Origin of the sequence: Polymorphospora sp. A560, from assembly GCF_045781765.1 — a bacterium.
GTDB classification, from domain to species: Bacteria; Actinomycetota; Actinomycetes; order Mycobacteriales; family Micromonosporaceae; genus Polymorphospora; species Polymorphospora lycopeni.
Genome location: NZ_CP122282.1, coordinates 1,796,430 through 1,815,474, shown reverse-complemented (window position 1 = coordinate 1,815,474; position 19,045 = coordinate 1,796,430). Strand labels below are relative to the sequence as shown.

Annotated in this window: 17 protein-coding genes and 1 riboswitch; of the genes, 11 read left to right on the top strand and 6 right to left on the bottom strand. The window is 73.0% G+C overall.

Going from position 1 to position 19,045, the window contains the following annotated elements; translation table 11 throughout:
* Nucleotides 1–150: 150 nt before the first annotated feature.
* Genes QCD66_RS08325 through fabF form a run of 4 tightly spaced genes read left to right on the top strand, consistent with a single transcriptional unit; the run spans nt 151 to nt 3,828 of the window.
* Nucleotides 151–1,320, top strand: coding sequence for an acyltransferase domain-containing protein (locus QCD66_RS08325; RefSeq protein WP_375734759.1), 1,170 nt, complete (start codon nt 151–153; stop codon nt 1,318–1,320).
* Nucleotides 1,321–1,367: 47 nt separating this feature from the next.
* Nucleotides 1,368–2,309 carry a beta-ketoacyl-ACP synthase III gene (locus QCD66_RS08320; RefSeq protein WP_357543825.1) on the top strand — a complete coding sequence of 314 codons (942 nt, stop codon included), beginning with the start codon at nt 1,368–1,370 and terminating at the stop codon, nt 2,307–2,309.
* 48 nt (nt 2,310–2,357) lie between these two features.
* On the top strand, nt 2,358–2,600 hold the full coding sequence (locus QCD66_RS08315) for an acyl carrier protein (RefSeq protein ID WP_357543824.1): 243 nt from the start codon (nt 2,358–2,360) through the stop codon (nt 2,598–2,600).
* 1 nt (nt 2,601) lies between these two features.
* Nucleotides 2,602–3,828 (top strand): beta-ketoacyl-ACP synthase II, encoded by a 1,227-nt coding sequence (gene fabF / locus QCD66_RS08310; RefSeq protein ID WP_364209460.1) that lies wholly within the window; start codon nt 2,602–2,604, stop codon nt 3,826–3,828.
* 135 nt (nt 3,829–3,963) lie between these two features.
* Here the strand turns inward: fabF and QCD66_RS08305 are convergent, their stop codons facing one another.
* Together QCD66_RS08305 and QCD66_RS08300 are read right to left on the bottom strand one after the other, a co-directional pair.
* Nucleotides 3,964–5,709, bottom strand: a complete 1,746-nt coding sequence (locus QCD66_RS08305) for a glycoside hydrolase family 3 protein (protein WP_375734760.1) — start codon at nt 5,707–5,709, stop codon at nt 3,964–3,966.
* 131 nt (nt 5,710–5,840) lie between these two features.
* On the bottom strand, nt 5,841–6,332 hold the full coding sequence (locus QCD66_RS08300) for a DUF3145 domain-containing protein (RefSeq protein WP_364209454.1): 492 nt from the start codon (nt 6,330–6,332) through the stop codon (nt 5,841–5,843).
* 255 nt (nt 6,333–6,587) lie between these two features.
* Between QCD66_RS08300 and QCD66_RS08295 the strand changes: the two genes are divergently transcribed.
* Nucleotides 6,588–6,917 carry a hypothetical protein gene (locus QCD66_RS08295; RefSeq protein WP_357543820.1) on the top strand — a complete coding sequence of 110 codons (330 nt, stop codon included), beginning with the start codon at nt 6,588–6,590 and terminating at the stop codon, nt 6,915–6,917.
* A gap of 65 nt (nt 6,918–6,982) precedes the next feature.
* Here the strand turns inward: QCD66_RS08295 and QCD66_RS08290 are convergent, their stop codons facing one another.
* Entirely contained in the window at nt 6,983–7,585 is a 603-nt protein-coding gene (locus tag QCD66_RS08290; protein ID WP_364209450.1) for a carbonic anhydrase, read from the bottom strand.
* 236 nt (nt 7,586–7,821) lie between these two features.
* Between QCD66_RS08290 and QCD66_RS08285 the strand changes: the two genes are divergently transcribed.
* From QCD66_RS08285 to QCD66_RS08275, 3 genes are all read left to right on the top strand, one after another.
* Nucleotides 7,822–8,763: an alpha/beta fold hydrolase gene (locus tag QCD66_RS08285; protein ID WP_375734761.1), complete on the top strand. Its 942-nt coding sequence runs from the start codon at nt 7,822–7,824 to the stop codon at nt 8,761–8,763.
* Between the two features lie 176 nt (nt 8,764–8,939).
* Nucleotides 8,940–11,051, top strand: a complete 2,112-nt coding sequence (locus QCD66_RS08280) for a HelD family protein (protein ID WP_375734762.1) — start codon at nt 8,940–8,942, stop codon at nt 11,049–11,051.
* A gap of 186 nt (nt 11,052–11,237) precedes the next feature.
* Nucleotides 11,238–13,775 carry an ABC transporter permease gene (locus QCD66_RS08275; protein WP_375734763.1) on the top strand — a complete coding sequence of 846 codons (2,538 nt, stop codon included), beginning with the start codon at nt 11,238–11,240 and terminating at the stop codon, nt 13,773–13,775.
* A gap of 21 nt (nt 13,776–13,796) precedes the next feature.
* On the opposite strand, the gene QCD66_RS08270 is transcribed toward QCD66_RS08275, so the two are convergent.
* Together QCD66_RS08270 and QCD66_RS08265 are read right to left on the bottom strand one after the other, a co-directional pair.
* Nucleotides 13,797–14,114, bottom strand: a complete 318-nt coding sequence (locus tag QCD66_RS08270; RefSeq protein WP_364209438.1) for a helix-turn-helix transcriptional regulator — start codon at nt 14,112–14,114, stop codon at nt 13,797–13,799.
* Nucleotides 14,107–14,454: a type II toxin-antitoxin system RelE/ParE family toxin gene (locus QCD66_RS08265; protein ID WP_375734778.1), complete on the bottom strand. Its 348-nt coding sequence runs from the start codon at nt 14,452–14,454 to the stop codon at nt 14,107–14,109. The genes QCD66_RS08270 and QCD66_RS08265 overlap by 8 nt, the downstream gene beginning before the upstream one ends.
* Nucleotides 14,455–14,621: 167 nt before the next feature.
* Here QCD66_RS08265 and QCD66_RS08260 point away from each other — a divergent pair, with 167 nt between their 5' ends.
* Both QCD66_RS08260 and QCD66_RS08255 read left to right on the top strand, forming a co-directional pair.
* Nucleotides 14,622–15,536, top strand: coding sequence for a cation diffusion facilitator family transporter (locus tag QCD66_RS08260; protein WP_375734764.1), 915 nt, complete (start codon nt 14,622–14,624; stop codon nt 15,534–15,536).
* A 157-nt stretch (nt 15,537–15,693) separates the two neighbouring features.
* Nucleotides 15,694–15,823: riboswitch (cyclic di-AMP (ydaO/yuaA leader) on the top strand.
* Nucleotides 15,824–15,826: 3 nt separating this feature from the next.
* Nucleotides 15,827–16,879: a coiled-coil domain-containing protein gene (locus QCD66_RS08255; protein WP_375734765.1), complete on the top strand. Its 1,053-nt coding sequence runs from the start codon at nt 15,827–15,829 to the stop codon at nt 16,877–16,879.
* Between the two features lie 81 nt (nt 16,880–16,960).
* Here the strand turns inward: QCD66_RS08255 and QCD66_RS08250 are convergent, their stop codons facing one another.
* Nucleotides 16,961–17,518 carry a TetR/AcrR family transcriptional regulator gene (locus tag QCD66_RS08250; protein ID WP_375734766.1) on the bottom strand — a complete coding sequence of 186 codons (558 nt, stop codon included), beginning with the start codon at nt 17,516–17,518 and terminating at the stop codon, nt 16,961–16,963.
* Nucleotides 17,519–17,579: 61 nt separating this feature from the next.
* Here QCD66_RS08250 and QCD66_RS08245 point away from each other — a divergent pair, with 61 nt between their 5' ends.
* Nucleotides 17,580–18,680, top strand: coding sequence for an FAD-dependent monooxygenase (locus QCD66_RS08245; RefSeq protein ID WP_364209429.1), 1,101 nt, complete (start codon nt 17,580–17,582; stop codon nt 18,678–18,680).
* Nucleotides 18,681–19,045: the final 365 nt, after the last annotated feature.

The window sequence follows — 19,045 nt, the reverse complement described above, 5'->3', positions numbered from 1 at the left end:
CCCGGGGCGGCCGGTACCCACATTTACGGCAATCCGCCCATAAAGCATCGCCGCCCCGTCGATTGTTGTAGACATCCCACAAAGGTCGTAGTGCGGATTGGTCGGTCGCGGCAACCACGTGACCCGCTGGTATCCAGGAGAGTCTTAGACGTGCTCGCCGTAATCGCTCCCGGCCAAGGCTCCCAGAAGCCCGGCTTCCTCACCCCGTGGCTCGAGCTGCCCGGCGCCGAGTCACGGCTGCGGTGGTGGTCCGCCCTGGCCGGCGTCGACCTCGTACACCTCGGCACCGAGGCGGACGCCGACGAGATCAAGGACACCGCCCGCACCCAGCCGCTGCTGGTCGCCGCCGCCCTGCTCGCCGGCGAGCACCTGCCGATGCACGACGTCGCGCTCACCGCGGGCCACAGCGTCGGCGAACTGGGCGCCGCCGCGCTCGCCGGGGTGCTGCCCGCCGAGGCCGCGATCACCCTGGCCGCCGTACGCGGCCGCGAGATGGCCGCCGCCTGCGGTCTCGAACCGACCGGGATGGCCGCCGTGCTCGGCGGCGAGCCGGCCGAGGTGCTCGCCGCGATCGAGTCGTACGGCCTGCACGCCGCCAACCACAACGGCGCCGGTCAGATCGTCGCCGCCGGGGCGGCCGAGAAGCTGGCGAAGTTCACCGCCGAGAAGCCGGCCGGGGCCCGGGTGATGCCGCTGCAGGTGGCCGGCGCGTTCCACACCCCCTACATGGCGACCGCCGAACGGGCGCTCGGCGTGGTCGCCGCCGGCATCACGCCGGCCGACCCGGCCCGGATCCTGCTCTCCAACGTCGACGGCGCCCCCGTGCCCCACGGCCGGGAGATGCTGCAGCGCCTGGTCCGCCAGGTCACCGCGCCGGTGCGCTGGGACCTGTGCATGCGTACGCTGGTCGACCTCGGCGTGACCGCGGTGATCGAGCTGCCCCCGGCCGGCGCGCTGACCAACCTGATCAAGCGGGAGCTGAAGGACTCGGGCCTGCCCGAGTTCGTCACCCTCCGGACACCCGACGACCTGCCGGCGGCCCGGGACCTGATCGCCCGGCACGGCACGGCCCCGAGCCACGAACCGGCCTCCCGGTTCCGGGTCGTGGTCTCCCCCGGCGCCGGAACGTTCGAGCCGGCCCCCCGACTCACCGAGGGCGACAGCATCGGCGCTGGCGAACTCATCGGCCACATCGCGACCCGGCAGGGTCCGGTCGACGTGGCGGCGCACGGCTCCGGCGTACTCACCGAATGGCTGGCCGCCCACAACGACCCGGTCGCGCCCGGCCAGCCCCTCGCCCGCCTCGGCGGGCACCTGTGAGCGCCCCGTACGCCCGGATCTCCGGCGCGAAGGAGAGGTAGCCAAGCATGGGATCACGCATCGTCTCCCTCGGGCACTACCAGCCGTCCCGGGTACTGACAAACGACGACCTGGCCCGGATGGTCGACACCAACGACGAGTGGATCCGCGACCGGGTCGGCATCGTCACCCGGCGCATCGCCGACGGTGAGTCGGTCGCCGACATGGCGACCGCCGCCGCCGGCAAGGCGCTGGCCAACTCGGGCCTCAGCGCCGCCGACATCGACCTCGTCGTGGTCGCCACCTGCACCGCGATCGACCGCAGCCCCAACGTCGCCTGCCGGGTCGCCGCCCGGCTCGGCATCAGCGCCCCGGGCGCGTACGACATCAACACCGCCTGCTCCGGCTTCTCCTACGCGCTGGCCACCGTCGACCACGCGCTGAGCGCCGGGGCGGCCCGCAACGCGATCGTGATCGGGGCCGAGAAGCTGTCCGACATGGTCGACTGGACCGACCGCTCGACCTGCATCATCTTCGGCGACGCGGCGGGCGCGGCCGTGGTCAGCGCCACCGGCCCGGACGAGCCGTCGAGGATCGGCCCGGTCGTGTGGGGCTCGGTGCCGGAGAAGAGCGACGCCGTACGCATCGAGGGCTGGCGGCCGTACATCCAGCAGGAGGGCCAGGCCGTCTTCCGCTGGGCGACCACGGCGCTGGCCCCGATGGCCCTCAAGGCGTGCGAGCGGGCCGGGGTGGCCCCCGAGGAGATCGCCGCGTTCGTGCCGCACCAGGCCAACGCCCGGATCATCGAGGGCATCGCCAAGCGGCTCGGGATGCCCCAGGCCCTGATCGCCAAGGACATCGTGGAGTCCGGCAACACCTCCGCGGCCAGCGTGCCGCTGGCCCTGTCGAAGCTGGTCGAGCGCCGGGAGGTGCCCTCGGGCGCCCCGGTCCTGCTCTTCGGGTTCGGCGGCGGCCTCACCTACGCCGGGCAGGTCGTCCGCTGTCCGTAGCGGCGCCTGACCGGAAACGACCCACCCATCGAGAGGAAGACACCGAAGATGCCCACCCGTGACGAAATCACCGCCGGTCTCGCCGAGATCCTCGAAGAGGTCGCCGGCGTGAACCCGGACGACGTGACCGCGGAAAAGTCGTTCACCGACGACCTGGACGTCGACTCGCTGTCCATGGTCGAGGTCGTCGTCGCCGCCGAGGAGAAGTTCGGCGTCAAGATCCCCGACAACGAGGTGCAGAACCTCAAGACCGTGGGTGACGCGGTCGCGTACATCGAGGCGCAGTCCTGACATGAGTCGTACCGACGTCGTCGTCACCGGGCTGGGCGCGACGACCCCGCTGGGCGGGGACGTCGCGTCGACCTGGGAGGCCATGCTCGCCGGCCGCTCCGGGGTGGGCGCGCTCACCCAGGAGTGGGCCGCCCAGCTTCCGGTCCGCATCGCGGCCGAACTCGCCGTCGACCCGGCCGAGGTCCTCGACCGGGTCCGGCTCCGCCGGCTCGACCGGTCCGAGGCGATCGCGTTGATCGCCGCGCACCAGGCGTGGGCCGACGCCGGACTGGTCGACTCGGGTCTCGACCCCGAGCGGCTGGCCGTGAGTGTCGGCTCCGGGATCGGCGGGGCGCAGACCCTGCTCGCCCAGGACGACATCCTGGAGGCCTCCGGTCCGCGGCGGGTGTCCCCGCACACCATTCCGATGCTGATGCCCAACGGACCGGCCGCCTGGGTCGGTCTCGAACTGGGTGCCAAGGCCGGGGTGCACTCGGTCGCCAGCGCCTGCGCGACCGGCGCGGAGGCGGTCGCGCTCGGCCTGGACCTGATCCGGGCCGGCCGGGCCGACGTGGTGCTGGCCGGTGGCACCGAGGCCGTCATCCACCCGATGCCGATCGCCGGGTTCGCCTCGATGCGGGCCATGTCGACCCGCAACGACGACCCGGAACGCGCCTCCCGGCCGTGGGACAAGGCCCGGGACGGCTTCGTCCTCGGTGAGGGCGCCGGTGCGCTCGTACTCGAACGGGCCGACCACGCCGCCGCCCGCGGCGCCCGCGTCTACGCCCGGCTGGCCGGCTCCGGCATCACGTCGGACGGCTACGACATCGTGCAGCCGGACCCGGCGGGTTCGGGCGCGGTACGGGCGATCACGAAGGCGCTGGCCGACTCCGGTGTCGCGAAGAGCGACATCGTGCACGTCAACGCCCACGCCACCTCGACGCCGGTCGGGGACATGGCCGAGATCGCCGCGCTGCGGCTCGCGCTGGGCGACCACCCGGTGCTGACCGCCACCAAGTCGATGTCCGGCCACCTTCTCGGTGCCGCCGGCGCGCTGGAGTCGATCGCCACCATCCTGGCCATCCGCGACAGCATCGTCCCGCCGACGATCAACCTCGACGACCCGGACGACGACCTCAGCCTCGACGTGGCCGCGAACAAGGCCCGCCACCTGGACATCCCGGCCGCCCTGAACAACTCGTTCGGCTTCGGCGGCCACAACGTGGCCCTGGTCTTCACCCGGGTCTGAGACCCACCCAGCCCCACCCCAAGATCCGCGTGATCAGGGAGTACGTCCCGCGTGTCGCCGGCGCGCCGCGGTGACCAGCCCCTGATCACGCGGATCTTGGCGTTTCCCCGGCGCCCCGCCGGTAGGCGGGTCCGGCTACCGGCAGGACGTCCGGGGTAGCCCGGCGACCTCGACCGGCGAGCGGCCCGGGCTGCCCGCCTTGCCGGCCAGCACCCGCGCCAGCGCGGTCATCGACAGCCGGCTCGACGAGTACGTCGCGATCAGCACCCCGGACTTCGCCTTGCCGAGCAGGTACGGCGTGTCCATGCCGACCGTGACGTCGGCGTCGGCCCGCAGGTCGCCGGCCCCGTCGCCGTACCCGACGAGGTGCACGACGGTGCCTCCGCTGTCGACGACCTTGACGCCGTTGGCCCGCAGCGCCTCGGTGAGCGCGGCGCGGGTGCCGTCCCGGCCGCCCGACGACGACACGGTGATCGGCCCGCGTACGGGCGGGGTCGCGCAGGCGCCGCGCAGTTGGGTGATCGCCGCGGCGCTGAGCTTGCCGACCGCCTCGGCGTGCGCGGTGCTGCCGACGGTCGACATCTCGGGCCGGGCCTGCCCGGCGAGGCGGAACTTCAGGGTGAGCACCCGGGTGGCCGCCTCGACCAGCCGCTCCCGGGGCAGCGAGCCGTCACGCAGGGCGGCGAGCAGCCCGGCGTGGGCGGCCGTCACGTCCGGCGGCATCAGCAGCAGGTCGTTGCCGGCGTTGATCGCCCGGACGGCGGCCTCGCCGGCCGGCCACTTCTGGGCCGGCGCCATGTTCATGCCGTCGGTGACGACCACTCCGGTGAACCCGAGTTCGCCGCGGAGCAGGTCGGTCAGCACCTTGCGGGAGAAGGTGGCCGCGGTGCCGGGGTCGATCGACCGCACGTCGAGGTGGCCGGACATCACCAGCCAGGCGCCGGCGTCGATCCCGGCCCTGAACGGCGGCAGGTCGTCGGCGTCGAGCGCGGCCCGGTCCTGGTTCAGCGCCGGCAGGTCGGTGTGCGAGTCGGCGGCGGTGTGGCCGTGCCCGGGAAAGTGCTTGAGGGTCGCCGCGACGCCCGCGCGCTGCAGCCCGCGGACCGCGCCGCCGACCTGGACCGCCGCGGCCTTCGGGTCGGAGCCGTACGACCGCGAGCCGATGACCACGCTGTCCGAGGCGCCGAGTACGTCGGCGACCGGCGCGAAGTCGACGTTGACGCCGAGGGCGGCCAGTTCGGCGCCGGCGACGTGCCAGGCGGACTCGGTCAGGCCCGCGTCGCCGGCCGCGCCGAACGCCATCGCGGTCGGCAGTTGGGTGACCCCGGTCCGGATCCGGGTGACGGCGCCGTACTCCTGGTCGGTGCCGATCAGCAGCGGTGCGGCGGGTCCGCCGGCCGGTGCCTTGCCGGCGGGCAGCCCGGCCGCCGCCTTCTGCAGCCCGGCGGTCAGGTCGTGGACCTGCTTCGGGTTCTCGACGTTGGTGGTGGGCTGGTTGCCGCCGGTGGGGTCGTCGGCGGAGAAGCCGACCAGGATCAGCCCGCCGAGACGGTATTTCTCGACCATCTGCGCCGGGGTGTCGACGCCGGCCAGCTTCTGGTTGCCGGCGGCCGAGCCGGCCGTCACCTTCGTCGCCGAGTTGCCGTACGCGTAGGGCATCAGGACCTGGCCGGCGAGGTCCTCGTCACCCAGGGTGGCGACCACGGCGGCGGCCGCCAGCGCGGCGGGGTCGTCCGGTGACGGGGTCGCCGCCGGGGCGGGGGTGCTGCTGGGTGACCGCTCCGGTTCGGCGGGCGGGCCGGGGTCGGCGCCACAGCCGGCGAGGGTCAGCGCGGTCAGGACGGTGAGCGCGACGGCGGTCCGCCACCGGGGATTCGACACGCCGCCATCCCACCAGCCGCCGCCCCGGCCCGGCAAATCGGCGCATGTCGCAGGACCGGCCGGCCGACCGCCGGGACGGGACGTCCCGGGCGGCCGAACCGGCCGGCGCGGTCATGACAGGGAGGAAGCGGTCAGCCGACCCGGGTGAGCAGCGTCACCGGAGCCCCGTCCCCCGCGTAGCGGTAGGGCTCCAGTTCGGCGTCCCAGTGTGTGCCGAGCGCCTTCTCCAGGGCGTGCGCCAGTGCTTCCGGCGCCCGGGCGGCCGCCATGATCGCCCGGAGCCGGTCTTCGCCGAGCTGGGTGTCTCCCGCGGCGCCCATGGCGGCGCGGAAGAGTCCCCGGCCCGGTACGTACATGAACCGTTCGCCGTCGACCCCGGCGCTCGGTTCCTCGGTGATCTCGAAGCGGATCATCGGCCACTGCCGGAGGGCAGCAGCCAACTCTGCGCCCGTCCCCGGCCGTCCGGTCCAACTGCACTCCGCCCGTCTGGCGGAGGGATCGACCGGTTGGGTCGTCCAGTGCAGGTTGACCGGCGCGGTGAGGACGCGCGCGATCGCCCACTCGACGTGTGGGCACACGGCGAGGGGGGTCGAGTGGACGTATACGACGCCACGCGTTGGCACGGTGACCTCCCGGAGAGCGAGGTGCGTCTTCCCCTACGACCTCGATCACCAGTCGGTGCTGCACACATGATGACTGGTGTGACGGATGGTGCGCCAGGGAATCGGCGAACTGGCCCTCCAAATAGCTAACCGGACGCCGGGGACGGGCCGGACGGCAGGTCGGCCGGTCCCGATCGGCGCCTGAGGGACGGTTGGCGGATGCGGTAGAGTGGTGTGCCTTTCCCATGTCGTGCATGTCGTGCAAGGAGTACCTCCGTGGCGAGCAACACCTCGAAGACCGCCCGCGCATCCGTCCGCGCCGGCCAGGCCGGCCAGGGTGGCGCCCTGAGCGTGCTGGGCGAGTTCAAGTACCTGATCCCGCTCAACGGCGGCAAGTTCGCCTACGTGCGTAACCTGACCAACGGCAAGACCGCCCACCTGCGCACCGACTCCGAGGCGTTCGTCGAGGAGATCCGGGTGCTCGCCGGCGCGGGCCACGCCGCCAAGATCCGGGCCGAGATCAACTCCCTCGCCGCGTCGCACCCGGGCGACGGCTGGGACGCCACCGAGAAGCGCCTGGTCGACGCCGGCGTCTTCGAGGGCTGAGTCCTCCGCTCGAAAGACACCGAAGCGCCCCGCCGACGGCGGGGCGCTTCCGTTTCCACCGACGGTCAGTCGAGCAGCGCGACCTTGCCGCTGTTCAGGTCGTAGACGGCGCCGACGACGTCGACCTGCCCCGGCACGGCGAACGTGCCCAGCCGCTCGACGGTGCGCTCGACGTGCCGGCGTACGGCCTTGGTCTGCAGGTCCTCGGCGTCCAGCCCGACCTCGAGGACGGCCGGGGCGATCTCGTCGAACAGGTAGGCCAGCGCGCCGTCCGGCCGCTGCCCGGCCCGCAACGCCTCGATGGTCAGCCCGACGGCGCCGCAGCGCTGGTGCCCGAGTACGACGACCAGCGGCACCCGGAGCTGGCCGAGCGCGAACTCGACCGAGCCGCGTACGGCGAGGTCGAGCACGTGCGCCCCGGACCGCACCACGCAGATCGAGCCGAAGGTCTGGTCGAAGATCGCCTCCAACGGCACCCGCGAGTCGATGCAGCCGATGACGACGGCGGACGGCTGTTGCTCACCGGACGCGGCCGCGGCGGCGGCCGACACATGGTGGCCGTGGCGGGGCCGGCCACCGACGAAGCGCCGGTTTCCGGCCAGCAGGTCGCTCAGCGCCTCCATCGGCCCGGCGGTGCGGCGTGGGGCGGGAGCGTTCTCGGTGCTCATGGGCGACGACACCCAGTCAGCTTGATTCGCTACCGGCCGGTCGGGAACCGGATTGCGACCATTGTCACCGGAACGGTTCACCAATTGGGATGCCGGGTAAGCATCAGGGACCCCGGCGGGGAGCCCAGCGAAAGTGACGAAGATCCCGAAACAACGACAAGTCAACCCCGTCCCGGGCACCATGGTTACCCACTGGTAAGGGGGTGGCCGTCGATCGAACGGGGAGGTGTCCGCCCATGCCCAGTCCGGTCGCCGAACCGGTGGTCACCGTCGTTCCGGCCGAGTTCTCCGCCGGCGTACCCGCCCACGTCGAGTCGACCGGGCCGCCGGACGCCCCGCTGACGGTCGTACTGCTGCACGGCTGGACCCTCGACGGACGCATCTGGCGCCGGCAGCGGGTCGCGCTGCACGAGGCGTACGGGGACCGGATCCGGGTGGTGACGTACGACGCGCGCGGGCACGGACGCTCCGGCTCGGCTCCCCTGCCGTCGGCCACCCTGGCGCAACTCGGCGACGACCTGGCGCGGGTGCTGGAACAGGCCGTGCCGAGCGGACCGGTGGTGCTCGCCGGCCACTCGATGGGCGGAATGACGATCATGGAGTACGCCCACCGGCACCCCGGGGCGTTCGCCGACCGGGTCGCCGGGCTGCTCTTCGTCTCCACCACCGCCGAGGGACACACCCACACCGAGTACGGGCTACCGGCGCCACTCGCCCGCCTGGTCCGGATCGCCGAGACGGCCGGCGCCGGGGTGCTCGCCCGGTGCGGCTCGTGCCGGCCGCCGTCGCTGCTGATGCGGGTTCTGCGCCCGTCGCTGCGCTGGCTGCTATTCGGCACCGAGTGCGCCTCCGACGACGTACGGCTCGCGGGTTCCGCGGTGTCCCGGGCCCGGATGTGCGCCATCGGCGGGCTGCGCCCCTCGATCGGCGCCCAGCACCGGCTGGACACCCTCGCCGCGCTCGGCGACGTGCCGGCGGCGGCCCTGGTCGGGGACCGCGACCGGCTCACCCCGCCGGCGTGTGCCGAGTCGATCGCCGACGCGCTGCCGACCACCGAACTGACGGTCTGCCCCGGCGCCGGCCACATGCTGATGCTGGAGCGTCCCGACGAGGTCAACACCGCCCTGCGCGCGGTGACCGCCCGCGCCCTGGAGCCCCACCTCGCCCTCACCGGCTGATCCGCCGCGACACTCTCCGCGATCTTGCGCTTGTCTCCCCCTTTTTGCGCGGTTTTGTCGGGCGATAAGTGCAAGATCGGCGGAATTGGGTGGTGGGGTACGGGGATGCCGCAAGCCGGGTCGCTGCCCCGTACCCTGGTCGGGCCGCCACCGACCGTCGCCCGGGAGCCCACACGTTGACCGACGTCAGCACCGTCCAGCAGGAGATCGCCACCGAGCAGCGGCACGTCGACCGCGTCTACGCGCGGCTGACCCAGTTGCGGGCCTCGGCCGCCCGGGCCGAGAAGGAGGGCTACCGGCTGGCCGGGGTGGGCAACTTCGGCGCCCTCGTCGAGCGCGACGCGATGGTCTTCCACGCCGCCCGGCGCCGGCACGTGCTCGACGCCGAACACGAGGGCCTGGTCTTCGGCCGGCTCGACCTGCGGGCCGGCACCGTGCTGCACGTCGGCCGGCTCGGCATCCGGGGCGAGAACGGCGAGCCGCTGCTGATCGACTGGCGGGCGCCGGCGGCGGCGGCGTTCTACCAGGCGACCGCCGCCGACCCCCGCGGCGTGGTGCGGCGGCGCATGATCCAGTCCAGCGGCGAGCGGGTCACCGGGGTCGAGGACGACCTGCTCGACCCGCAGGCCGCCCCGCCGGACATGCGGGTCGTCGGCGACGGGGCGCTGCTGGCGACGCTGGCCCGGGCCAAGGGCACCGGCATGCGCGACATCGTCGCCACCATCCAGCGCGAGCAGGACGAGGCGATCCGTTCCCCCGGCTCCGGGGTCACCGTCGTCTCCGGCGGGCCGGGCACCGGCAAGACCGCGGTCGCCCTGCACCGGGCCGCCTACCTGCTCTACTCCGACCGCGGCCGGTACGCCGGCGGCGGCATCCTGGTCGTCGGCCCGTCGGCGGTCTTCGTCGACTACATCGGCTCGGTGCTGCCGTCGCTCGGCGAGGACGCGGCCACGCTGCGCTCCCTCGGCTCGCTGGTGGTCGGCGTGACGGCCACCCGGGCCGACCCGACGCCGGTCGCCGCCGTCAAGGGCTCGCTGCGGATGCGGCGGGTGCTCGAACGCGCGGTCCGCGACGGCGTACCCGACCGCCCGACCGAACTGCGGCTGCTCTACCGGGGCGAACTGCTGCACCTCGACGCCGCCCGGCTCGACCGGATCTGGGACCGGGCCCTGCCCCGTGGCGCCCGCCGCAACGAGGTGCGCCGGGCCGGCATCGACGGCCTCTTCGACGCGCTGTGGCCGCAGGCCCGCGCCGGAAAGCTGATCACCCGGATCGAGTTCGAGGACGACCTCGCCGAACGGGAGGAGTTCCGCTCGTTCCTGCGCGCCTGGTGGCCCCGGCTGCTGCCCCGGCACGTGCTGGCCTGGTTCGCCGACCCGGCCCGGCTGCGCAGGTACGCGACCGGCATCCTGTCCAACGCCGAGATCCGGCTGCTCGCCGACTCCTACCGGACGCTCGCCACCGACGGGCCGACCATCGCCGACGTGGCGCTGCTCGACGAACTGGACGAGTTGATGGGCCGGCCGCCGAAGCCGAAGCGCCGCGGGCAGGACCCGTACCACGTGCGCGACGGCGTGCGCGAGGTGACGACGTACGCCGACCGGCAGCGGGCCGCCCGCGCGGCGGCGGTCGAACGCCCCGACGACTACCGCGACTACGCCCACCTGGTCGTCGACGAGGCACAGGACGTGTCGCCGATGCAGTGGCGGATGCTCGGCCGGCGCGGCCGGCTGGCGTCGTGGACGGTCGTCGGCGACCCGGCGCAGACCGCGTGGACCGGCGACCCGGCCGAACTGGCCCGGGCCCGCGACCGGGCGCTCGGCAGCCGTCGGCGGCACGAGTTCACGCTGTCCACGAACTACCGCAACCCGGCGGAGATCTTCGCCGAGGCCGCCGCCGTGATCCGCGCGGTGCTGCCGGACCTGCCGCTGCCGAAGGCGGTCCGCTCGACCGGCGTACCCCCGGTCACCCTGACCGTGCCGGACGCCGAACTGCGGACGGCCGTCCACGACGCCACGCCCCGGCTGCTGGCCGAGGTCGAGGGCACCGTGGGCGTGATCACCCCGGCCGCCCGCCACCCCCAGGTGGCGACCTGGCTGGCGGAGCTGCTGACCACCACCCCCCGCCTCCAGGTCGTGACCAGCCTCCAGTCCAAGGGCATGGAGTACGACGGCGTACTCCTGCTGGCCCCCGACGAGATCACAGCCGAAGCCGGCGCGCGAACCCTCTACGTAGCTCTGTCCCGAGCCACCCAACGCCTAACCAAGATCCGCGTGATCAGGGAGTAAGTCGCGCGTGTCGTCGGCGCGCCGCCTGCCACGGCCCCTGATCACGCGGATCTTGCGGCGCGGCCGAGCGGCGCGCCGGCCCGCCGGCCGGCTGTCCGGATCTTGACAGGAGGGTGGATGGTCGCGCGCCCGGCGCCGGCGGGAGACTGACCGCGTGCAGAGCGCCCTCCCACCCGCCACCTCCCGTTGAACCGGCCGCTGCTGCGGCTGGCGCTGGCCGGCCTGCGGGCGCATGCCGTACGGCTGCTCCTGACCGCCGCTGCCGTGGTCGTCGGGGTCAGCTTCCTCGCCGGCACCCTCGTCTACGGCGACACGGCCCGCGCCGCCTTCTACGACGACCTGGCCCGGTCGGCCCGCAACGTCGACGTCGTCGTCGAGCCGCGCCCCACCGAGATGATCGAGACCGGCACGGTGGATCGGGTCCGGGCGGTCGAGGGGGTCGCCGCCGTCGACGGCCGCACCACCGCCTGGCTCGGCATGCTCGACCGGGACGGCCGGCTGCTGATGAACAGCTCGCACATCGGCTACGCCCTGTCGCTGCCGACCGTCGACGCGCTCGCCCCGTACGACGTGACCGCCGGCCGGCTGCCGGCGGCGGCCGGCGAGGTCGCGGTCGAGCAGGGCACCCTCGACCGGGCCCGGTACGCCGTCGGCGACGTGATCACTGTCGTCGACCGGGCCGGGGAACCGCACCCGCTGACCGTGGTCGGCGCCCTCGACCTCGGCGTGAACCGGCTCTACGGCGGCTCGTCGGTGCTGGCCCTGACCACCGCCGACCTGACCGGGCTCACCACGACGCAGCGGTATTCGCAGGTGGTGGTGACCGCGCGGCCCGGCACCGACCCGGCGGTGCTGCGCGACCGGATCGCCGCCGCCGTCGACCCCAACTACGACGTGATCACCGGCGACCGGTTGCGGGACCGGCTGGCCCGCGACGCCGCCAAGTACGTCGACGGCTTCCTCGCGGTGCTGATCGGCTTCGGCCTGGTGTCGCTGACCGTGTCCGGTTTCGTCATCTACAACACGTTCGCGATCCTGGCCGCCCAGCGCACCCGCGAACTCGCCCTGCTGCGCTGCGTCGGCGCGACCCGCCGGCAGGTGGCCGGCTCGGTGCTGCTGGAGGCGCTGCTGCTCGGGGTGGTGGCGTCGGTCGGCGGGCTGGTCGCGAGCCTGCTCGTCGGGTACGGCCTGATCTGGGGCCGGGAACTCGTCGCCACCGACATCCCGCTGCACGCCCCGGTGGTGCGCTGGCCGACGGTCGCGGTGGCACTGGGCTTCGGCACGTTCGTGGCGGTGGCGTCCGCGCTCGTACCCGCCCTCGGCGCCGGCCGGGTCAGCCCGCTGACGGCGCTGCGCGACAGCACGCTCGCCGAGAAGCCGGCCGGCCGGGGCCGTACGGTGCGGGTCGTGGTGGCGGCGGCGCTGGCCGGCACCGGTCTGCTGGCCGGGGCGGCCGGCCTGACGATGGCGTTCGCCGGCCTGCCGCTGGTGCTCGGCGGCGGGATGCTGGTCTTCCTCGGCACCGTGGTCGCCGCCCCCCTGCTGGTGCCGGCCGCGGTCCGGGCGGTCGGCTGGCTACCGGCCCGGATCTTCGGTTCGGTACCGGGGCTGGCCGTGGCGGGCGCCCGGCGCAACCCGCGCCGGGCCGCGGCGACCACGATGGCGCTGATGATCGGCGTCGCGCTGATGTCGATGTTCAGCGTGTTGCTCGCCACCGCCCGCGAGCAGACCGGCCGGGAACTGGAGGAGAACTTCCCGGTCGAGTTCGTGCTCCGCAACGCCCGGGTCGACGGGGCACCCGACGCCCGGCGCGGCCCGCTGCCGCCGGAACTCGCCGGTGTCCTCGCCGCCCGGCCCGAGTTCGCGACCGTCGCCGAGGTACGCCTGCGGCACGAGCTTCTCGACGACCGGCTGCGGGTGTGGAGCGTACCGACGGAGCAGCTCCGCGGCCCGATCGTGCCGGAGGTCGTCGACGGCGACATCGCCGGCCTGCGGCCGGGCACCGTCGCGGTCAGCCGCCGGCTCGCCGACGCGCGGGCACTCGCCGTCGGCGACCCGGTGCCGCTCGGCACCCTCGGCACGCTCACCGTGGTCGCGGTCTACGACGACGCGCCGACCGAGGGCGCCGCGCTCGTCGCGGCCGAGCAGTTCGATTCCGTGTACGGCCCCAGTCAGCCCGACGAACTGCTGGTCGACCTGGCTCCCGGGGTCACGACGGCGGTCGGGCGGCAGGCGATCGACGCGGTGCTGCGCGACCACCCGGTGGTGCAGGTGAGCAGCCAGGCCGACCAGACCGACCGGCTGACCGCGTCCCTCGACGAACTGCTGGGAATCTTCGCCGCCCTGCTCGGCATGTCGGTGCTGATCGCCCTGTTCGGCATCGGCAACACGCTGTCGCTGTCGGTGTTCGAACGGGCCCGCGAGTCGGCGACGATGCGGGCGCTGGGCATGTCCCGCCGGCAGCTACGGGCGGTCCTGCTGACCGAGGCGGCACTGGTCGCCGCGGTCGGGGCGCTGGCCGGGGTGCTGCTCGGGGTGACCGTCGGCTGGGCGGCGGCGACCGGACTGATCAGCGCGTACGGCCACGGCCTGCCGGTCGTGCCGGTGGGTCAGCTCGGGCTGTTCGTGGCGTTGGCGGCCGGTGCGGGGGTGCTGGCGGCGCTGCTCCCGGCCCGGCGGGCGGCCCGCGCCCCGATCGTCACCGCGATGGCCGACCACGGCTGAAGGGGTGCAACGGGCCAGGGTTCAGGCGATGGCGGAGATGTCCCCGTCCTCGAAGTAGATCGCCTGATGCAGACGCCCGCCGAGCGCGGCGGCAAACCGGACGAGTACGTCCTGGCCAGAGATCTTTCCCTGCTCGATCTGGGAGACGCGACCCTTGGTGACCCCCATCCGGTCGGCGACCTCCTGCTGGGTCAGCCCCCGGGCCCGGCGGATCTCGGCAAGACGGTAGCCCAGCACCTCGTTGAGCAACTCCTTCTTGCCAGCCGCCACGGCTTCCTCGCCCCCGGCACGGGCGACATACTCAGCGCGGACGTCCTTCCACCGGGTGTAGTCAGTCATGGCGTTCTCCATCCGTGCCGGCTCGTTCCTTGAGATAGATCTCGTACCGGTGTTCAGCCAACGGGATGGCTTCGCGGTACCAGGCGTTCCACTGCCCCGCCTTGTCACCGGCGACCAGGAGAATACTTGTGCGCCAGGGGTCGAAAGCGAACAGAATACGCACGGTCCCCGGCCGCAACTCCTTCAATCGGGCAAGCCGCGATCCGCGAATGGTGTCAACCAGCGGCCGCCCAAGGCCAGGACCGACCTCCGCGAGCAGGTCGAGCGCCTGCACAACCCGGTTGTATGTCGCCTGGTCCAGACCATCGATCCAATCCCGCACCTCGTCGACGACGTATATCTCCCACTCGGCTTCCCCACGAACGGAGTATAGCGAACAGTAAACCCTTCGCCGACCGTGACGGTTACCGGAAGTGGTTACCAGTGCAATGTTTGCATACATAGCGATGTGAACATACATTGGATCGGGCCGCCGCCGGGGTGGCCACCGGACGGAGGGCGGAGCGCGTGGGACACGGGCACGACCACGGCGCGCAGGCGAAGCGGGCCGGCGAGAAGCACCGGGGACGGCTGTGGGCCGCCTTCTTCCTGATCGCCGTCTTCATGGTGGTCGAGGCGGTCGCCGCCCTGATCACGGGCTCGCTGGCGCTGCTCTCCGACGCCGGGCACATGTTCACCGACGTACTCGGGATCGGGATGGCCCTCGCCGCGATCACGGCGGCCCGCCGGGCGGCCGGCGACCCGCAGCGGACCTTCGGCCTCTACCGGCTCGAGGTGCTCGCCGCGCTGGCCAACGCCGTGCTGCTCTTCGGGGTCGCGATCTACGTGCTGATCGAGGCGGTACGCCGGTTCGACGATCCGCCGCACGTGCTGGCCGGGCCGATGATGCTGGTCGCCGTACTCGGCCTGATCGCCAACATCGTCGCGTTCATGCTGCTGCGCGCGGGCGCGCAGGAGAGCATCAACGTGCGCGGGGCCTACCTGGAGGTGCTCGGCGACCTGTTCGGCTCGGTCGGGGTCATCGTGGCCGCCGGGCTGATCACGCTGACCGACTGGTACTGGGTCGACCCGGTGGTGGCGGTCGCGGTGGGCCTGTTCATCCTGCCGCGCACCTGGAAGCTGGCCCGGGCGGCGGTACGGATCCTGGTCCAGGCCGCCCCGGAGCACCTCGACGTGCCGGCGGTGCAGGCCCGGCTGGCGGCCGTACCGGGGGTGTCGGACGTGCACGACCTGCACGTGTGGACACTGACCTCGGGCATGGATGTCGCCTCGGCGCACCTGACGGTCGACCCGGCCGCCGAGGTCGGCGCGGTGCTGGCCGCCGCGCGGGAGGCGTTGCACGACGACTTCCACATCGAACACGCCACGTTGCAGGTCGAACCCGCTGCGTCGAAGGGCGATTGCGGCCCGGCGCACTGGTGACCTTAGCTGCGACTTAAGTTTCGTGACCTGCCTGATACTGTCGGCCAGCTTTGTCCTGAAATATCAGTGGATCACCGCACTTGCTGTCCCCCGCCCGCCGGACGGCTACCGGTAGGCTCGGCCGCGGCCTCCGCCGGGCGGCGCCCCTCGGTGCCTGCGGCGGCCGTCGCCTAATCGCCTTGGCGAGCCGGGGAACCATCGTTACTCGGGGTGCATCCGCGACAGCGGTAGGGATCTTCCGTCCCGAACCCGTCAGCTAACCCGGTCGGCGGCTGACGGAAGGACTGTTCGTGAGGTTGAGAGAAAAAGGACTCCTGGCCGCGCTGCTGGCCGTCGCCGTCGCGTTCGGCGCGGCACCGGCGACCGCCGCGCCGGTCGGCAGCGTCCCGGCCCGGCAGGCACTCGCGCCGGGCGACATCGACGAGGGCGGCACCAAGAAGCTGCGCGACCAGCTCGACGCCGCCACCAAGGGATACGTCGACGCCAAGGCGGCGCTCGACAACTCCACCACGCGCCAGAAGGAACTCGACGCCCGGCTGAAGACCATCGGCGAGGAGCTGACCGTACGCAGCCAGGCGGTCGGCGAGCTGGCCTCGCGGGCCTACCGCACCGGTCGCATCGGCCCGATCGCCGCCCTGCTGAACACCAGCTCACCGGAGGGCTTCCTCGACCGGACCACGGCGCTGGGCAACCTCGCCACCAGCGAGGACCGGCAGCTGCGGCTGCTCCAGGAGACGCAGGAGCTCCAGACCCGCGCCCGCGCGGCGATCGACAACGAGATCCGCGAGCAGAAGAAGCAGCTCGCCACCATGGAGCAGCGCAAGAAGCAGGCCGAACGGGCGCTGGCCGAGGCCGGCAGCGGCCAGTCCAGCTCCGGGGTGCAGGGCTCGGGCTCCGGGTCGGGTTCCGGGTCTGCGTCGGCGAAGCCGGCACCGCGCAACGCCAACGGCTCGTGGCCCAGCGAGGGGTGCACGATCAACGACCCGACCACCTCGGGCTGCATCACCCCGCGCACGCTGCACGCGCTCAACCAGGCCAAGGCGGCCGGCTTCACCCGGTACGTCTCCTGCTACCGCAGCGGTGGCTCCGGTGAACACCCGAAGGGCCGGGCCTGCGACTTCGCCGCCCAGAAGGGCGGGTTCGGGGGCGTGGCGACCGGCGGCGACCGCACATACGGCAACAACCTGGCCGCGTACTACGTCAACAACGCCAGCCGGCTCGGCGTGCTCTACGTGATCTGGTTCAAGCAGATCTGGCTGCCCGGCAGCGGCTGGAAGGCGTACCGGGGCGGCGGCGACCCGTCCAGCGACCACACCAACCACGTACACCTGTCGGTGTACTAGCCGAAGCGACCGATGGCCGGGCCGCCCGAGGGGCGCCCGGCCATCGTCGTCAGCGCCGGACCCGGCGCCCGGCCATCGTCGTCAACGACCGAGTACGCCGGCGAGCACGGCCCGGATGCCGGGGCGGGGGTCGAAGTCGGCGACCGGCATCGACAGTTGGTGCAGCATGGTGCCGTCCAGGTGGTCCATGACCAGTCGGGTGTCCCGCGCCGGGTCGGTCGAGCCGAGGTCGCGCAGCCACACCACGCCCCATCCGACGATCACCTCCTGGCCGCGCCGCAGTTCGGCCTGGAGCGCCGGGCGTACGGCGGCCTCGAGGCCGAGCGCGTAGCGGGCGAGGGTGCGGTGCCGGCCGGGCCCGGTGGCGTACCGGACGAAGTCGGCCAGGGCGCCGGCCAACTCGTCGGCGTCGCGTGGGCGGACCGTGGCGGCGAGCCCCTGCCAGTCGACGCGGTCGAGTTCGACCAGCCGGGTGACGATGCCGGAGAGCAGCGCCTCGCGGGTGCGGAAGTGGTTGGAGGCGGAGCCGGCGGGGAGTCCGGCCCGGGAATCGACGGCCCGGTGGGTGAGGTTGCGTGGGCCGCCGGTGCCCAGCACCTCGATCGCGGCATCCAGTAGTTGGTCCTGCCTGCTCGGCATGTGCTCACCCTAACAACTACACCCGTAGTACCAGCAACTACATCCGTAGTACGGTGGCGACATGAGCGAGCGGGATGGCACGACACGGTCGGCAGCGATCATCGGCGGCGGCATCGGCGGCCTCGCCACGGCGATCCGGCTGCACCGCGCCGGGTGGGCCGTACGGGTCTTCGAGCGCTCGCCGCACCGGGACCCGGCCGGCACCGCGCTCGGCATGTGGCCGCAGGCCCTGCGTGCGCTGGACGCCCTGGGGCTCGGGTCCCGGGTACGCGAGATCGGCGCCCCACAGCGCGGCGGGTCGCTGCGGCGGCCGGACGGCAGCACGATCGGCCACATCGACACGGCCGCCATGGTCCGGCGCAGTGGCGACACCGTCCACCTGATCTCCCGCCCGGCCCTGGTCGGCCTGCTCACCGACGCGCTGCCGGCCGGAATCGTCGAGCTGGGCACCGCGGTGACGAACGGGAACGGGCGACGGGACCTGGCGACGCTGCGCGCCACCCACGACGTGGTCGTGGTCGCCGACGGCATCTTCAGCCAGACGCGTACCACGCTGTTCGGGCCGGCGAGCCGCCCGCGCTACGTGGGCGCGACCGCCTGGCGCGGCACGGTCGACGGGACGGTCGAGGCGCTGACCGAGACGTGGGGGCCGGGCCGGCGGTTCGGCACCACGCCGCGCGAGGACGGCCGGACCAACTGGTATGCGACGCTGCTCACCCCGGAGGGCACCCGCTTTCCGGAGGGGGATCTGGCGGCGCTGCGGACCACGTTCGCCGGGTGGCACGAGGGGGTACGGCGGGTCCTCGACACCGTCTCGCCGGACGAGATGCTCCGCCACGACCTCTACGACCTCGACCGTCCACTGCGGACGTACGTCGACGGCACGGTGGCGCTGATCGGTGACGCGGCCCATGCGATGACCCCGGACCTCGGGCGCGGGGCCTGCGAGGCGCTCATCGACGGGGTGACGATCGCCGACCGGCTGGCCGGGACCGACGACGTGCGGGCCGCCCTGGCGGCGTACGACCGGGAGCGGCGCCGGCCGACGCAGCGGCTGGCCCGGACCGCCCGGCTGATGGGCCGGATGGCGCAGGCCCGACGGTTCACCGGGGTCCGCGACGTCGCCGTACGCGTCGCGACGGCGTTCGGCCCGCCGGCCTGACCGGCGGCTTTTCAGTTCGCGGGCAATGGCGATGCGTTAACAATTAACGATCCCCCCGGACAAAGCTCGACCCGGGCCGCCGGCTTTCCTTTCCAGGGCGTGACGCGACGTACGACCACCGTTGCAGAGAGCGCTCTTACACAAACCTTCATGAACCCCGTCGACCACCCGGAGTCCTCTGGTCAGCAGCGCTCGGAGGGTTTGTGAGAGCGCTCTCTGAGCAGAGTTATATCCGCTCCGGCCGATGCTGTCAACCGAGCCCCAAGTCCGGCTTAGAAATCCGTTAAACATGACCCCTGGACATTGACAGACGACCCTGCCCTCTGGTCACCTCCATGCAACGGTCAGTTAATGCGTTCGAAATT

Coding starts and splice junctions, on each gene's coding strand:
- QCD66_RS08320 (WP_357543825.1), top strand. CDS start 1,368: ATGGGATCACGCATCGTCTCCCTCGGGCACTACCAGCCGTCCCGGGTA.
- QCD66_RS08315 (WP_357543824.1), top strand. CDS start 2,358: ATGCCCACCCGTGACGAAATCACCGCCGGTCTCGCCGAGATCCTCGAA.
- fabF (WP_364209460.1), top strand. CDS start 2,602: ATGAGTCGTACCGACGTCGTCGTCACCGGGCTGGGCGCGACGACCCCG.
- QCD66_RS08290 (WP_364209450.1), bottom strand. CDS start 7,585: ATGAGCACCGAGAACGCTCCCGCCCCACGCCGCACCGCCGGGCCGATG.
- QCD66_RS08285 (WP_375734761.1), top strand. CDS start 7,822: ATGCCCAGTCCGGTCGCCGAACCGGTGGTCACCGTCGTTCCGGCCGAG.
- QCD66_RS08270 (WP_364209438.1), bottom strand. CDS start 14,114: ATGACTGACTACACCCGGTGGAAGGACGTCCGCGCTGAGTATGTCGCC.
- QCD66_RS08250 (WP_375734766.1), bottom strand. CDS start 17,518: ATGCCGAGCAGGCAGGACCAACTACTGGATGCCGCGATCGAGGTGCTG.
- QCD66_RS08245 (WP_364209429.1), top strand. CDS start 17,580: ATGAGCGAGCGGGATGGCACGACACGGTCGGCAGCGATCATCGGCGGC.